The 14,344-nt window shown below is 70.1% G+C and carries 12 protein-coding genes; 6 read left to right on the forward strand and 6 right to left on the reverse strand.

All coding sequences use genetic code 11. The features are described from left to right. Window positions 1–71: 71 nt before the first annotated feature. On the reverse strand, window positions 72–1,730 hold the full coding sequence (locus ACJMKX_RS15385; RefSeq protein WP_405227412.1) for a S8 family peptidase: 1,659 nt from the start codon (window positions 1,728–1,730) through the stop codon (window positions 72–74). A 70-nt stretch (window positions 1,731–1,800) separates the two neighbouring features. Here ACJMKX_RS15385 and ACJMKX_RS15390 point away from each other — a divergent pair, with 70 nt between their 5' ends. Both ACJMKX_RS15390 and ACJMKX_RS15395 read left to right on the forward strand, forming a co-directional pair. Then, complete coding sequence (locus ACJMKX_RS15390) at window positions 1,801–3,597, forward strand: dipeptidyl-peptidase 3 family protein (protein ID WP_405227414.1); 1,797 nt, start codon at window positions 1,801–1,803, stop codon at window positions 3,595–3,597. A 263-nt stretch (window positions 3,598–3,860) separates the two neighbouring features. Further along, window positions 3,861–4,469: a suppressor of fused domain protein gene (locus tag ACJMKX_RS15395; protein ID WP_405227417.1), complete on the forward strand. Its 609-nt coding sequence runs from the start codon at window positions 3,861–3,863 to the stop codon at window positions 4,467–4,469. Between the two features lie 3 nt (window positions 4,470–4,472). On the opposite strand, the gene ACJMKX_RS15400 is transcribed toward ACJMKX_RS15395, so the two are convergent. After that, on the reverse strand, window positions 4,473–5,669 hold the full coding sequence (locus tag ACJMKX_RS15400; protein WP_405227420.1) for a multidrug effflux MFS transporter: 1,197 nt from the start codon (window positions 5,667–5,669) through the stop codon (window positions 4,473–4,475). Between the two features lie 46 nt (window positions 5,670–5,715). Next, window positions 5,716–6,327: a GTP cyclohydrolase I FolE gene (folE, locus tag ACJMKX_RS15405; protein WP_405227423.1), complete on the reverse strand. Its 612-nt coding sequence runs from the start codon at window positions 6,325–6,327 to the stop codon at window positions 5,716–5,718. 128 nt (window positions 6,328–6,455) lie between these two features. Between folE and ACJMKX_RS15410 the strand changes: the two genes are divergently transcribed. Further along, window positions 6,456–6,998: a lipocalin family protein gene (locus ACJMKX_RS15410; RefSeq protein ID WP_405227425.1), complete on the forward strand. Its 543-nt coding sequence runs from the start codon at window positions 6,456–6,458 to the stop codon at window positions 6,996–6,998. A 78-nt stretch (window positions 6,999–7,076) separates the two neighbouring features. Then, the gene (locus tag ACJMKX_RS15415; protein ID WP_405227428.1) at window positions 7,077–8,480 is read left to right on the forward strand and encodes a S8 family peptidase; all 1,404 of its coding nucleotides are present in this window, start codon (window positions 7,077–7,079) and stop codon (window positions 8,478–8,480) included. A gap of 3 nt (window positions 8,481–8,483) precedes the next feature. Here the strand turns inward: ACJMKX_RS15415 and msrA are convergent, their stop codons facing one another. From msrA to ACJMKX_RS15430, 3 genes are all read right to left on the reverse strand, one after another. Further along, window positions 8,484–9,137 carry a peptide-methionine (S)-S-oxide reductase MsrA gene (gene msrA / locus ACJMKX_RS15420; protein WP_405227431.1) on the reverse strand — a complete coding sequence of 218 codons (654 nt, stop codon included), beginning with the start codon at window positions 9,135–9,137 and terminating at the stop codon, window positions 8,484–8,486. A 93-nt stretch (window positions 9,138–9,230) separates the two neighbouring features. Further along, window positions 9,231–10,808, reverse strand: coding sequence for a M48 family metalloprotease (locus ACJMKX_RS15425; protein WP_405227434.1), 1,578 nt, complete (start codon window positions 10,806–10,808; stop codon window positions 9,231–9,233). Between the two features lie 67 nt (window positions 10,809–10,875). Further along, on the reverse strand, window positions 10,876–11,694 hold the full coding sequence (locus tag ACJMKX_RS15430) for a M23 family metallopeptidase (RefSeq protein WP_405227437.1): 819 nt from the start codon (window positions 11,692–11,694) through the stop codon (window positions 10,876–10,878). Window positions 11,695–11,867: 173 nt separating this feature from the next. Here ACJMKX_RS15430 and ACJMKX_RS15435 point away from each other — a divergent pair, with 173 nt between their 5' ends. Then, on the forward strand, window positions 11,868–13,340 hold the full coding sequence (locus ACJMKX_RS15435; RefSeq protein WP_405227440.1) for a dihydroorotase: 1,473 nt from the start codon (window positions 11,868–11,870) through the stop codon (window positions 13,338–13,340). A gap of 73 nt (window positions 13,341–13,413) precedes the next feature. Further along, the gene (locus ACJMKX_RS15440; protein ID WP_405227443.1) at window positions 13,414–14,337 is read left to right on the forward strand and encodes a DMT family transporter; all 924 of its coding nucleotides are present in this window, start codon (window positions 13,414–13,416) and stop codon (window positions 14,335–14,337) included. Window positions 14,338–14,344: the final 7 nt, after the last annotated feature.

Here is a 14,344-nt window from a genome sequence, read left to right on the forward strand (position 1 = left end):
GCAGGGCGGCCAGGAAAGAAGGAATCGGGCCTGAAGGCCCTCCCACAGCCGGGTCGGGCCTGAAGGCCCTCCTACATGTTCTGGAGGGTGGCGCGGAGTTCGCGTGAGGCGTAGCGGGTCAGGTGGGCGCTTACTGCCGCCGGGGGACGGCGTGCGCTGCGGGGACCGCGGCGCATCAGCATGGCGCGGAACGCGGGGCTGGTCGCGAGGTGAAAGCGGAGCTCGTCGCCAAAGCGGGCGAGGAAGGGCTCCGGATCTTCGCCGCCGCCTTCCGTCAGCCGGGCCAGCGCCTGGCGCACCGATGCCTCGTCCAGGTCCGGGAAATAGCGGCTGAACTCGCGCCAGTGGTTGAGATCCGTGCCGGCTGCCGGTTCCGGCCGGACCGCCGACGGGCCGCGGCGGGGGAGGGCTGCCTCGAGCAGCGCCACCGCGTCCAGGAGACCGGCCCCGTGGCGTCCGGTGTCCCAGCCGTCCGGGCGGCGGACGCCGGCGCCGGTCAGGATGTCGCGGAAGACGCCCGGCAGCGCCGCGCCGGGGTAGCGACGGCGCAACCGGTCACGGCCGTGACGGGACAGCCACAGGGCCGCCGCGCCGGCCACCGTGGCCACGGCGTACGAGGTGCCGCTGCCACGGGCGTCGCTGTAGCGGCCGCCGGGCGCAGCCAGCGCGCGCCACACGTCCTGGCCGGGTGCGGCCAGATCCACGTCGCCGCCCGCGGCGCTGTAGCGCCAGACTGCGTCGCGGCAGTTGCTGGCCGCGACCGCGATCACCCGGGAGGAGCGGGCCGGATGCACGACCCAGGGCCAGATGTTGCCGGCCGCGGCGAGGCTGATGATGCCCCCGGCCGCCGCGGCATCGAGCATCTGCTCGAGGCTGCGGCTGGCGAAAGGCCCACCGAGACTCATCGAGATGACGTCCGCGTCGATGCCGATGGCGTGATCGATGGCGAGGGCGAGCCGCCGGAAGGAGAAATGCACCACGCCGGAAGACACCCGGAGGGGTACCAGCGTCGCCGCCGGCGCGCTGCCGCTTACCGCGATGCCGTCCGCTTCCTCGTTGCCCCCTTCTTCGCCCCCGTCGTCGCCAATGGCGCTCATGATGACGCTGGCGGTTGCCGTGCCGTGGCCCGGATTGCGGCGGCGCAGAGGATCCCTGGGATCGCGGCGATCGGCCTCGAAGTCGTAGCCGAGCCCGACTGCCAGCCGCTCCGGGTGGCGGATCTCCGGATGTGGGGTGTAGCCGGTATCCGGGTGGGCGACCCGTATGCCCCCGCCCGGCGGGCCGTCGATCAGAGCGAAGGCCTCGACAAGACGCGCATTGGTCAGGCTCCACTCGCTGTCGGCGGAGCAGGGCAGCGGCCGCGCACCGGCACCGCTGCTGGGGCCACGGCGCCCGACCCGGGCCGGGTCCGGATCGTGGCCCGGCTGGATTACCGCGGCCTCCGCCCAGATAACGTCGGGGTGGGTGTCGAGGCGGCGCGCGAATTCCCAGACCTGGCGCACCAGCGGCTGCAGCGACGGGCGCCGGCGCAGCGCCTGGTACACGCCGCCCGAGCGGGGCAGGCGTTCGACCACCCACTCCCCCGGCAGTGCGGTGGCGACCGCGCGGCGAGCGGCGCGGGTTGCCGCCGCCGGGCTCAGCCCGGGGTCCACGGCCAGCATCAGCCCCTCGCTGCGCGGCGTGAGTTCGTCGTCCGCGGTGGGCGGCAACCGGATCGCACTGTCTCTCATCGGCGCCGCTCCTCCCCAAGAGCCCCGATCTGTCGTGCAATAATGCCCCTTTTCTGCACGGAGCTCAGCGATGAAATTCAGTACCGAATCCCTGCGCCCGTTCGGCTCGGTCGTCCGGGCTGGTCATGCCGGCCGCGCAGGCCATACGCGCCGCACCCGCCCCATTGCTGCGATTACCACGATCGCGGTCCCGGCTCTGCTGCTCTCGGTCCTGGCTCTCGCCGCCTGCGGCAGCGATGCGCCGCCGGAGGAGACCGTGAGCGCGGAAACCGGCATGCGCGAACAGCCGGCGGCGCAACCGCTGCCGGACGCCGAGGCCGTCGCCGAGCGGGTGGCCGACTACGCGCCGTTCACGCTCACCGCCGACCTTGGTGACCTCAGCGACGACCAGCGCAGGATGATCGGGCTGCTGATCGATGCCTCGAAGATCATGGACGACCTGTTCTGGCGTCAGGCCTGGGGCGACGGCCACGAGGAATGGCTCGCCGACCTGCCGGCCGGCCCGGTGCGCCAGTTCGCCGGCATCAACTACGGGCCCTGGGATCGCCTGGCCGACGACCGCCCGTTCGTGACCGGCGTGCGGCCCAGGCCCGCCGGCGCCAATTTCTATCCGCCCGACATGACGGTGGATGAGTTCGAAGCCTGGGAGCAGCCGGGCAAGGACGGTCTCTATTCGCTCGTGCGAAGGGATGCGGCCGGTGATCTCGAGCTGATCGCCTACCACGAGGCGTATGCCGACCCACTGGAGCGCGCCGCCGAACTACTGCGCGAGGCCGCGACGCTGGCAGAGGACGAGGGCTTCGCCCGGTACCTGGGGCTGCGGGCCGACGCACTGGTCACCGACGACTACCAGCCGAGCGACATGGCCTGGCTCGACATGAAAACGAACCGGATCGACGTGGTCATCGGTGCCGTCGAGACCTACGAGGACCAGCTGTTCGGCTACCGGGCGGCCTACGAGTCCTTCGTGCTGCTGAAGGATATGGCCTGGTCCGACCGGCTGTCGCGCTTCACGGCCTTCCTGCCGGAGCTGCAGCGCGGCCTGCCCGTGCCGGAGCGCTACAAGGCGGAGGAGCCGGGCAGCGACTCGGACCTGAATGCCTACGACGCCCTTTACTATGCCGGCGACGCGAACGCGGGCGCGAAGACCATCGCGATCAACCTGCCGAACGACGAGGAGGTGCAACTCGCCAAGGGCACCCGGCGGCTGCAGCTGAAGAACGCGATGCGCGCCAAGTTCGAGAAGATCATGCAGCCCATCGCCGAGGTGCTGATCGTCGAGGATCAACGCGGCCACGTGACCTTCGACGCCTTCTTCGCCAACACCATGTTCCACGAAGTCGCTCACGGCCTCGGCATCAAGAACACGGTGGACGGCTCCGGTACCGTGCGTGCCGCGCTGAAGGACGTGGCCTCCAGCATCGAGGAGGGCAAGGCCGACGTACTGGGTCTGTACATGATCACGGAGCTGCACGAGCGCGGCGAACTCGGCGACACGGAACTGATGGACTACTACACCACGTTCCTCGCCGGCATCTTCCGCTCGGTGCGTTTCGGTGCCTCCAGCGCCCACGGCAAAGCGAACATGGTGCGGTTCAATTTCTTCGCCGACGAGGGCGCATTCACGCTGGACGAGGCCACCGGCCGCTACCGGGTGGACTTCGAAGCCATGCAGGCGGCGATCACGAAGCTCTCGGCGAAGATCCTGACGCTGCAGGGCGACGGCGATTACGAGGGCGCGAAGGCGTTCACCGATACCCTCGGCGTCATCCGGCCCGAGCTGGCCGCCGCGCTCGCACGGGTGAATGCGGCAGACATACCGGTGGACGTGCGCTTCGAGCAGGGCCGCGAGGTCCTCGGCCTCTGACGGTGCGCCGGCCCGCTGCCGCGCCGCAACGGGCGCCCCATCGCGGCGCAGCAGCGGGCGGTCCTGCGCCAGCGTGGTGCAGGATCGCGCCGTGCCGCCCCGGAAAGTGGTGCGAGCGACGCGGCACGGATATTGCACTCCATGCACGTGACGCCATCAGCCTGACACATTCGCCTGCGATAGTCGGCCGGATCGGGACGACGTTGCGAAGCTGATACGCGAGGACGGCGCCGCCGGCCATCAACCGACAAGGAGCGTGCGACATGCCTGTCATCAACCGGGGACTGCAGTTCTGGAAATCCGCCGAGGAGCTGTTACTCGACTATCTCAACGAGCGCTGCGGCAGCAGGGCCAACCTGACCTATATCCCGGCGGCCGATGACGGCCCTCCCGTGCTGGTGGCGAGTTATCTGGAGTTCCCGGTGGCGGATCACCTGACGGCCTTCACCGTCGGCATGTCCAGCGTGGAACCGCCGGCGGGGGACGAGCGTCCCGAGCTGATGATCTCGGTGAAGAGTCCCAACGCCGCCTGGGCCCGTGCCATCGGCGTGATCGCGGAGCGCTACCGCGGCCGGGGCGCCTTCAAGGTCGGCGACACGGTCTCGGTCAGCGACGAGATCAGTCGCTCGAGCCCGATGCGTGCCTTCCTCGTGCACAATCCTGCCCTCTTCGGTCTGGCCGGTGAGCGGCTCGAGATCGAGGAGCGCAGGGTGCGAGTGCTGCAGCTCTATCCCGTGCACGATTCGGAGGTGGCGCTGATCCGCAAGCACGGCTACCAGGCCTTCATCGACAGCCGCCCGGACCTCGCGGACGTCCGTCGTCCTGCCCAGAGCGCCGCCAGCGTGGAAGCGCACGCGCTGAAGGCGGGCTGAGCCTCAGGCGGCCTGCGCGGCGCGCGCGCCGAGTGCGCGAATGGCCAGCGCGCACGCCACCGAGAGCAGGCCGAGCACCAGCAGGAACACCGCCAGTGTCACCGGCGAGTCGTTGTCCAGCATCGAGACGAACTGGACCAGCAATGCGCCGACCGTCTGCTGGCTGAAGCCGAGCAGGCTCGAGGCCGTGCCGGCGCGACGTGGTGACTGGCGCACGGCGCCGGTCTGGGCGTTGGGCGCGGCGAGGCCGCTGGAGTAGGTCACCACCGTCATCGGCAGGAACAGCGCCATCGGTGCCCACCAGCCGGCGCCGGTCAGGCTCACCATGGCCAGCGTGCCGACGGCGGCGACGAGGCTGCCGCGCAGGATCATGCCGTCGACGCCGAGACGGTGCGAGTAGCGGGTCGAGGTCAGATTGCCCAGCGTATAACCGCCGGCCAGCAGCAGGAACCAGAATCCGTACTCCCTGGCCGGCCGTCCCATGACGGATTCCATCAGGTAGGGTGCGGTGGAGATGAAGACGTAGAACATGCCCACCGACAGCACCGCCTGGGCGGTGTAGGCATGGAACAGCGGCTTGCCCATCAGCCGCTTCACACCGAGAGTCAGCGACTCACGCTCCCCGTCGTCCTCGTCGGGCAGTGTCTCCGGCAGCCAGCGTAGCACCGCGGCGGTCACGAGCAGCCCGAGTACGCTTACCACCAGGAACAGGCTGCGCCAGCCGTACCAGTCGGTGAGGTAGCCGCCCACCAGCGGCGCCAGGGTCGGCGCCACCACCATGACCATCACCAGGGTGGCGAGCCGGCCGGCCATCTCGTCCGTGCCGTAGAGATCACTGAGTATGGCGCGGGCGATTACCAGGCCGGCGGCGCCGCCCACGGCCTGTATCATCCGTGCGCCGATCAGCCAGTAGATGTCGGGGGCCAGGTAGCAGGCGACGCTGCCGGCGAAACAGAGCAGCAGGCCCGCGATCAGCGCCGGCCTCCGCCCCCAGCGATCGGCCAGCGGTCCGTAGAGGAGCTGGGCCGGGCCGATGGCGAAGACGAAGGCGCTGAAGGTGAGCTGGGTCAGCGCCAGCGAGGTGCCGAAAGCCGACTGCACCGCCGGCAGCGCGGGCAGATATATCTGCATGGCGAGCGGCCCCATGGCGGTCGCCGCCGCCAGCAGTACGATCAGCTTGCGGGGGCCGATGTCGCTCAATGTCGCGTCGGTGTGGGGCCGCCGCCGGTCGGCGGCCAGGTCGGCGTCAGCTGCCGTGGCCGATCATGCGCAGGAATTCGGCGCGGGTGCGGGCGTCCTCGCGGATGGTGCCGAGCATCTGGCTCGTGACCATCGACACGCCGGTCTTGTGGATGCCACGGGTGGTCATGCACTGGTGCTCGGCCTCGATCACCACGCCGACGCCCTTCGGCTTCAGCACGTCCTGGATGGTGTTGGCGATCTGGGCGGTCATCTTCTCCTGCACCTGGAAGCGGCGGGCGAAGGCTTCTACCACCCGGGCCAGCTTGCTGATGCCCACGACCTTGTTGGTGGGCAGATAGCCGACGTGTGCCCGGCCGATGATCGGTGCCATGTGGTGCTCGCAGTGGGACTCGAAGGTGATGTCGCGCAGCACGATCATCTCGTCGTAGCCCTCCACCTCCTGGAACGTGCGCTTCAGGAAGCGAACGGGGTCCTCCCGGTAGCCGGAGAACCAGTCCTCGTACGCGCGGGCCACGCGCGCGGGCGTGTCGAGCAGACCTTCCCGGTCCGGGTCCTCGCCCGCCCACAGTAGCAGCGTGCGGATGGCCTCCTCCGCCTGACGACGCCCCGGCCTGCGCCGCGCTTTCTTCTTCACGCCGGTCTTCTTGTTCGCCAATGTCCGAATCTCCCTGGTCGGTGGTCGCGACATACTACCGGAACGGGATCGGTCGCGGCATCCGGCGCTGCATCCGCGGTGCTTGACAGATCGAATACAACGGCCATCGAAGTTTGTATGGAGCCGACGTGAAGAGACTGCTCGCCGTTCTGCTGTGCGCCTCCCTCGCCGGATGCGCCACCACTCCCGAAGACCCGATCCACGTCGTCGACGAGGTCGATCTGCCCCGCTACATGGGCGACTGGTACGTCATCGCGCACATCCCCACCTTCCTGGAGGACCAGGCGTACAACGCCATCGAGTCCTACGAGCTGAACGACGACGGCACCATCGCCACCACCTTCCGCTTCCGCAACGAGGGCTTCGACGGACCCCTGAAGGTCTACACGCCCACCGGTTTCGTGCGGGACGACCCGAGCAATGCCGTCTGGGGCATGCAGTTCGTCTGGCCGTTCAAGGCCGAGTTCCTGATCGTCTGGCTGGACGAGGGCTACGAGACGACCGTCATCGGCCGCAACGCCCGTGACTACGTCTGGATCATGGCGCGGGAGCCGCAGATACCCGACGAGAAGTACCGGCGCATCCTGTCCTTCCTCGAGTCCGAGGGCTACGACCTCTCCGGCCTGCGCGAAGTGCCCCAGCGCTGGCCGGAGCCCGACGCCGGCGACTGATACTCCGGGGCGCCGGCCCGGGCTAACATGGTGCCCGGCCTGCAGTCCGGCCCATAGTCGTCAACCGCGGGAGGAGCCATGCACCGGCTCTCGTACTACAGCCACCAGCGGGCGATGGCCGTCTCGGTAGAGGCGGGCGGCAGGGTGGTGCGTGACGCGCTGGTGGCGCCGGCCGCCCGGATCCGGCCGCTGTTCGCCGGCTTCCCCGACCTGCCGCTGTACGTGACGCGGCCGGCGGTCGGTGCCCCGCTGGCGGTGCCGACCGAGACGCTGGTGGTGGAGGGCGCCGGCGCCGCCGAGGTCGACTGGGCCTGCCGGCGGCTGTCGCTGGAAGTGGTCCGTGAGGGACGCCGCGGCCGCGTGCTGCTGCGCGCGGTGTGCGACGCGACCGGTATCGGCCGGCTGCGCCATGCGGCGGACGCGGCGCGGCGGCTCTACCGCCGCGGTAACGTCGCCGTGGCCCATCCCAATTTCCTGCGGCTGTATCGGCCGCCGCCGGTCTCGGCCGGCGCCGGCATCGCACTGGTGGACGGCCAGTGGGCGCTGGACAATGACGGCGAGGTAGGCGTTGCCGGCGCTGACGTGGGTGCAGAGGCGGCCTGGGCGCTCACCACCGGACGCCGCGGGGTGCGGGTCGCCATCCTGGATGACGGCGTCGACCTGGCCCACCCGTACCTGCGACCGGCGGCGGCAGCCGAGCGGGATTTCGTGGCCGACGACCGTTACGGCCGCCCCGCCGGCGACGACGCCCACGGTACCGCGGTGGCGGGCATCGTGGCCGCCGACGGGCCCCGCGCGACGGGTCTCGCGCCGGGCGTTTCACTGGTGGCCGCGCGCATCGCCCGCGGTGGCGCGCAGGGTTACTGGCTGTCCGACGATTTCGACACCGCCGAGGCCGTGGACTGGTGCGCCGGGGAGAGCGGCGCTGACATCCTGAACCTGTCCTGGGGCGGCGGCCCGCCGGCCGATGCCATTACCGGCGCGCTGGAACGGGCCGCGCGGACCGGCCGCCGCGGTCGCGGCTGCCTGATCGTGGCCGCGGCCGGCAACAGCCAGTCGGCCCTGGACTATCCGGCCACGCTGCCGGAGGTGCTGGCGGTGGGCGCCTCGAATCCCTGGGACCGGCGCAAGACCCGCCGCTCCCGGGACGGCGAGCACTGGTGGGGCAGCAGCCGTGGCCGGAATCTCTCGCTGCTGGCACCCGGCGTCTCGATACTCACCACCGACCTGCGTGGCCGGCGGGGTTTCTCGCCCACGCTGGTGTACGACGCGTTCAGCGGCACCTCCGCCGCCGCGCCGTTCGTCTCCGCCGCGGCAGCGCTGGTGCTGTCGCTGCATCCGGACCTGCCGGCGGCACGCCTGCGCCGGCTGCTGGAGGAGAGTGCGATGGCGCTGGACGGCGGGCGCCGCTCCACCCACGGGCACGGCCGGCTGGACGCGGCCGCGGCGCTGCGCCTGGCGGCCGCCGGCGCCGGGGACTGAGATTCAGCCGGCGGCGGCGACGCCGGTGGGGCAGCTTACGCCGGTGCCGCCGATGCCGCAGTAGCCGCCCGGATTTTTCGCCAGGTACTGCTGGTGATAGTCCTCGGCGTAATAGAACGGCCCGGCGTCTGCGATCTCGGTGGTGATGGTGCCGTAGCCGGCATCGGCCAGGACCTGCGCGTAGGCATCGCGGGAGGCCTCCGCCGCCGCTTTCTGGTCGGCATCGAAGACGTAGATGGCCGAGCGGTACTGCGTGCCCACGTCGTTGCCCTGGCGCATGCCCTGGGTCGGGTCGTGGGACTCCCAGAAGACCCGCAGCAGCTCCTCGTAGGCGACCTTCGCGGGATCGTAGACGACCAGTACCGCTTCGGTGTGACCGGTCATGCCGCTGCAGACCTCACGGTAGTCCGGGTTGGGCGTGCGCCCGCCCGCGTAGCCCACGGCGGTCGTGTACACGCCCGGCTGTTGCCAGTAGCGCCGCTCCGCGCCCCAGAAGCAGCCGAGGCCGAACACGGCCTGCCGGCAGCTCTCCGGGAATGGCGGCTGCAGCGGCGCGTCGAGGACGAAGTGGCACTCCGGTACCGGCATCGGCGTGTCGCGGCCGGGCAGCGCCTCGTCCGCGGATGGCAGGGACGTCTTCTTGTTCAGACCGAACATGGCTCTCTCCTGTGGCTGTCCGGCGGATATGCGTCCGGCCAGTGCGCGATCAAGTGCGCGATCAAGGGTCTCGGGTGGCGCCGCGGCCGGGCGTCACCGCGCGACCGCAGCCTCGATGATACGCACCTGGTACTGGTCCGGCGATGTGAACGGCCCGAGCCCCGTGTCCAGGCGCACGCTGTTGCCGGGCTCGAGTACGCCGGAGATCCGGCGGCGGGTCTCGGAGGCGGAACCGGAGCCGGTCAGGTAGCGGATGGCGACCACCACGTCGGTGACGCCGACGCGGGTCGGGTTGTCGATCTGCAGCAGCAGGCGACCGTCGTCGGCGAGGCCCGTCCGGCTGCGCAGATACGCCTCCGGATTCTGGCTCAGATCGAGCCGCATCAGCGCCGCCTGCGCGCGCGCGCCCACCTCGCCCTGTTCGCCGCTCGCCTTCTGGTAATACTCGACTGCCTGCGCGCGGTTGCCGGCCCGCCGCTCGATGTCGCCCAGTGCGAGATAGGCCGGCGCCGTCGGCAGCAGCTCGAGGCTGGCGGCGAGGTCGCGGCGGGCCTCGGCATCGTCGCCCAGCCGCTCGGCGGTCAGGCCTCGCTTCAGGTAGTAGTAGAAGAAGCCGTCGTTGCGCTCCAGCGCCAGGGTGTACTCGCTGCGCGCGCGATCGTATTTCTCGTCCAGCAGGTAGACGTCGCCACGCAGCGCGTAGAAGTGGGCCTCTCCGGGCTCGATGCGAATGGCCTCGTTGGCCTTCTCGAGGGCGACGCCGCGCTTATCCTCCGCCAGCGCCTTGCGACCGGCATCGTAGGCCTCGTAGGCGGGCAGCGCGTTGCGCGTCGTCGCCAGCATCTCGCGGTAGCGCTCGGCCCCGATCTCTCCGCCGGGCGGCAGGCCGGCGGCCGTCTGCCGGTTCGCCTCCACCCGCGCGGTCGACGGTGGGTGGCTCGCGAACAGACCGCTCAGCCAGTCGCTGCGGCGCTGCTCGTTCAGCCGCACGAAGGTCTCCTGCAGGTCCACCGCGCCCTGGGGGTCGTAGCCCGCGCGGGACATGTAGCGCATGCCGTAGAGGTCGGACTCCAGTTCGGCGCCGCGGCTGTAGCGCTGGTTGATCAGCTGGGAGGCGATCGAGGCCGACGCGGTGGCCAGTCTGCCGTAGTCGCTGTCGCTGGTGGCGACTGCCGTCGCCAGCACCGCGCCCTGCAGCACCATGGCCCGTTCCATGGCGTCGGCGGAATGGCCCGCGGCGGCGTGGACGATCTCGTGGCCAAGCACGGCCGCCAGTTCGGCCTCGGACTCGAGTTCCGTCAGCAGTCCCCGGTTGATGGCGATCTTGCCACCGGGCAGGGCCCAGGCGTTCGGCACCGAATTGTTCAGTACGTGGAACTCGTAGGGCAGCGGTCGGTCGCTCACTGCGGCGAGACGCTGGCCGACCTGCTGGACGTAGTCCTCGAGTGCCGGGTCGAGGACGTAGTCGCCGCCCTGGGACTGGCGCATCGGCAGATAATTCTGCTGGCCGAGAGCGACTTCCTGGGCCTCGGAGACCAGCCGGATCTCGCGCTCGCCGGTGACGGGGTTGACGGCGCAACCGGTCGTCAGCAGCACGAGGGTCGCGAGCAGCCAGAGCGGCGCGAGCGAGCCGACCCCGCCGGCGCGTGCGGGTCGGGCGGAGCGTGCCATGACAGCAGCGGGTCTCATGCCTTGAGGATAACCGAAGGCGGGGGTTTGTGCCCGGTCCGGCTCACCTTCACTCCGCCACCAGCCGCTCGCCGCGGCGGGGGCGCTCGCTGATGCCGTCGCGGTGGGCGAAGCGCACCGGCAGCGACTGGGTCCGGCCCCAGGCGCCCGCCCGGTAAACGGCGAAATGCAGGTGCGGCATGGTCGTGTGGCCCGTATTGCCCGACAGCCCGATGCGGTCCCCGGCCTCGACCCGATCGCCCGCCGCCACCAGCGCGCCCTGGCGGCGAAGATGGTAATACTCGCCGGTGGTGCCGTCGTCGTGCAGGATCACGATGTAGTTGGCATGGCGGCCGCAGCCTTCCTCCCAGCAGCCGATGTCGTGGGATTCCTCGACGCGTGCCACGACGCCGCCGCGGGCCGCGTGCACCGGCGTCCCTTCCGGCATGTCGAAGTCCACGGCATAACGCTCCAGTCCGGTGTGGCTGAAGCTCGAGCCGTAGCCCTGCAGCACGGGATAGCTCTCGCCGCGGGCGTAGGGCAGCCGGTAGAGGTGGGCGTCGTCGTGCTGTGCGCGCTGGTCCCCCACCGTCCAGTCGTACCAGTAGCGGTAGCGATAGCGGGTCCCGCCTTCCGCCGGCATGCGCAGCAGCTCGGTGAGATCGCCGCCGTCCAGGGTCCGGGTCACCGTGCGGGCCGCCGACGCCAGGCCGTGGCCGCGCACCCGCACCGTCAGCGTCAGCGGGAACTCGGTGAGGTTGCGCCCGGACAGCACCACCCCCGACGGGGACTCCTCCACCTCCACGCAGATCCACTCGCCGTCGCAGTCGCCGGCACGGGTGCCGGCGCAGAATGCGAAGAGCAGTACTGCTGTGACGACGGATCTCATCAGCGGCTATAGACCTCGCGTCCGGCCCGGGGTTCGCTTGGCGGAGCAGACACAGGATACCGCCGCCGCGGAGTCGGATTCGGCGCCCGACTGCAGTATGCTTGCGGGCTGCCGGCGCGGTCTATCGCTATCATCAGCTCGCCGCGCGGCCCGACAGCCAGCGAGGAGTGACGATGAGCGAACAGACCCCCTACGATCTCTTGATCAAGGACGTGCGCGTGGTGCGGCCCAATCGCACCCGCGTGGACGCCCTGGACGTCGCGGTCAGCGACGGCAAGTTTGCGCAGCTGGCTCCCGGCATCGACGCCTCCTCGGCGCGGGAAGTCGTCGACGGCGGCAACCTGCTCGCCTTCCCGGGCGTCGTCGATGCCCACATGCACACCGGCATCTACTCGCCACTGGCCGAGGATGCGGTCACCGAGAGCCGCGCGGCGGCCATGGGCGGAGTGACCTCGAGCCTGAACTACATGCGCACGGGCCAGTACTACCTCAACAAGAGCGGGCCGTACCGGGAGTTCTTCCCCGAGGTGCTGGAACTTTCCGAGGGCCGCTTCCACGTGGATTACGCCTACCACCTGGCGCCGATGATGCGCGAGCACATCGACGAGATCGAGTACCTGGTGGACACCCATGGCGTCACCTCGTTCAAGATCTTCATGTTCTACGGCGGCTACGGCCTGCACGGGCGCTCCTCCTCCCAGGCCGAGTTCCTGATGATCGGCGAGGACGAGAAATACGACATCGCGCATTTCGAGTTCGTCATGCGCGGCATCCGCCGGGCGATGGAGAGCCATCCCGACAAAGCCGACCAGATCAGTCTCAGCCTGCATTGCGAGACCGCGGAGATCATGGCGGCCTACACGAAGATGGTGGAGGCGGAAGGCAAGCTCACGGGCCTGCACGCCTACAACGCGTCGCGGCCGCCGCACTCCGAGGGGCTCGCGATCTTCATTGCCTCCTATCTCGCCCACGAGACCGAGCTGCCGAACATCAATCTGCTGCATCTGAGCTCGCGCAAGGCGGTGGAGGCGGCCCTGAAGATGGCGGAGGCCTTCCCCCATATCAGCTTCGGCCGGGAGGTGACCATCGGCCACCTGGTGCTCGACGTGGATTCCCCCTGCGGCAAGTACGCCAAGGTGAACCCGCCCATCCGCCCCCGGGAGGACGTCGAATACCTCTGGCAGCAGCTGCTGGACGGCAAGCTCGACTGGGTGGTGAGCGACCATGCCTGCTGCAAGGAGGAGTTCAAGGTGAGCCAGGAGAACCCGGACGACATCTTCCTGGCGAAATCCGGTTTCGGCGGTACCGAGTACCTGCTGCCCGGGCTTATCACCGAGGGTTCGAGGCGCGGCATGTCCTACAACCACATGGCCGAGCTCACCAGTTTCAACCCGGCGCGGCGCTACGGCCTGAACCGCAAGGGCGACATCGCCGTGGGCCTGGACGCCGACCTGGTGCTGGTGGACCCGAACGAGACGTACACGGTGCAGGCGGAGGCATCGGAGTCCCAGCAGGGCTACTCGCCCTTCGAGGGCGTCGAGCTGACGGCGCGGGTGAAGAGCACCTACCTCCGCGGCCGCCGTGTCTACCACGACGGCGAGGTGGTCGGCGAGCCCGCCGGCCGTTTCCTGAGCCGGCCTTACTGAGCCGGCCTTACTGAGCCGGCCTTTCCGAGCCCGCCGGAACGCTGCCAGACATCGTCACGTTCGTGCCCCCGTCGTGCTCCCGCTAGGCAGACCCGGCCCGCTGCACTGGGCGGGCCTGGCGGGCCTCGTGGCCGTGTGGGGTTCGTCCTATCTCGCCATGGAGATTGCGCTGACGGCGTTCAGCCCGCTCGCGATCACCACCGGGCGCATCGTGCTGGCCGCCGCCACGCTCTGGACCGTCATGCGGCTGGCCGGCCTGCGACTGCCGGCCGACCGGGGCTCCTGGGCGTTCTTCGTCCTGCTGTCGGTCATCGGCAACTGCCTGCCGTTCTTCCTGATCAGCTGGGGCCAGCAGAGCGTGCCATCCGGGCTCGCCGGCATCGCCATGGCGGTGACGCCGCTGGCCGTGATCCTGCTCGCCCACTTCCTGCTGCCCGACGAGCCGCTCACGCCCGGGCGCATCGCCGGCTTTCTGGCCGGCTTCGTCGGCGTCGCGCTGCTGGTGGGCCCGGAATTTCTGCTGGGCGGGCGCGCGGGTGACGGCTCGCTGATCGGACTGCTCTCGGTGCTGGGCGGTGCCCTGTGCTATGCCACCACGGCCGTGATCACGCGGCTGGGGCCGTCCCATCACCCGCTGGTGATGTCGACGGCAGTGACCGTCGCCGGCAGCCTCATCCTGCTGCCGCTGTACTTCGCGGTGGACGGCGGTGTAATGCAGGATTGGGTCCTGCCGCCAGGCCCGCTGGCCGCCGTCGCGGCACTAGGCATGCTCTCCACCGGTTTCGCCGCGGTGATCTTCTTCTTCCTCGTCACCCAGGCGGGCGCGGGCTTTATGACGATGCAGAGTTTCCTGGTGCCGCCCTGGGCCGTGATCACCGGCGCGCTGGTGCTGGACGAGCGGCTGCGGCCGGAGGCCTATGCCGCCATGCTCCTGATCCTGGCCGGGCTCGGCATCGCCCGGCGCTTCGACCGTGCGGCGCCTCCGGCGGGCGGGTAGGGCCTGC

The organism is Lentisalinibacter sediminis, assembly GCF_040706615.1.
Classification (GTDB): Bacteria; Pseudomonadota; Gammaproteobacteria; order Steroidobacterales; family Woeseiaceae; genus Lentisalinibacter; species Lentisalinibacter sediminis.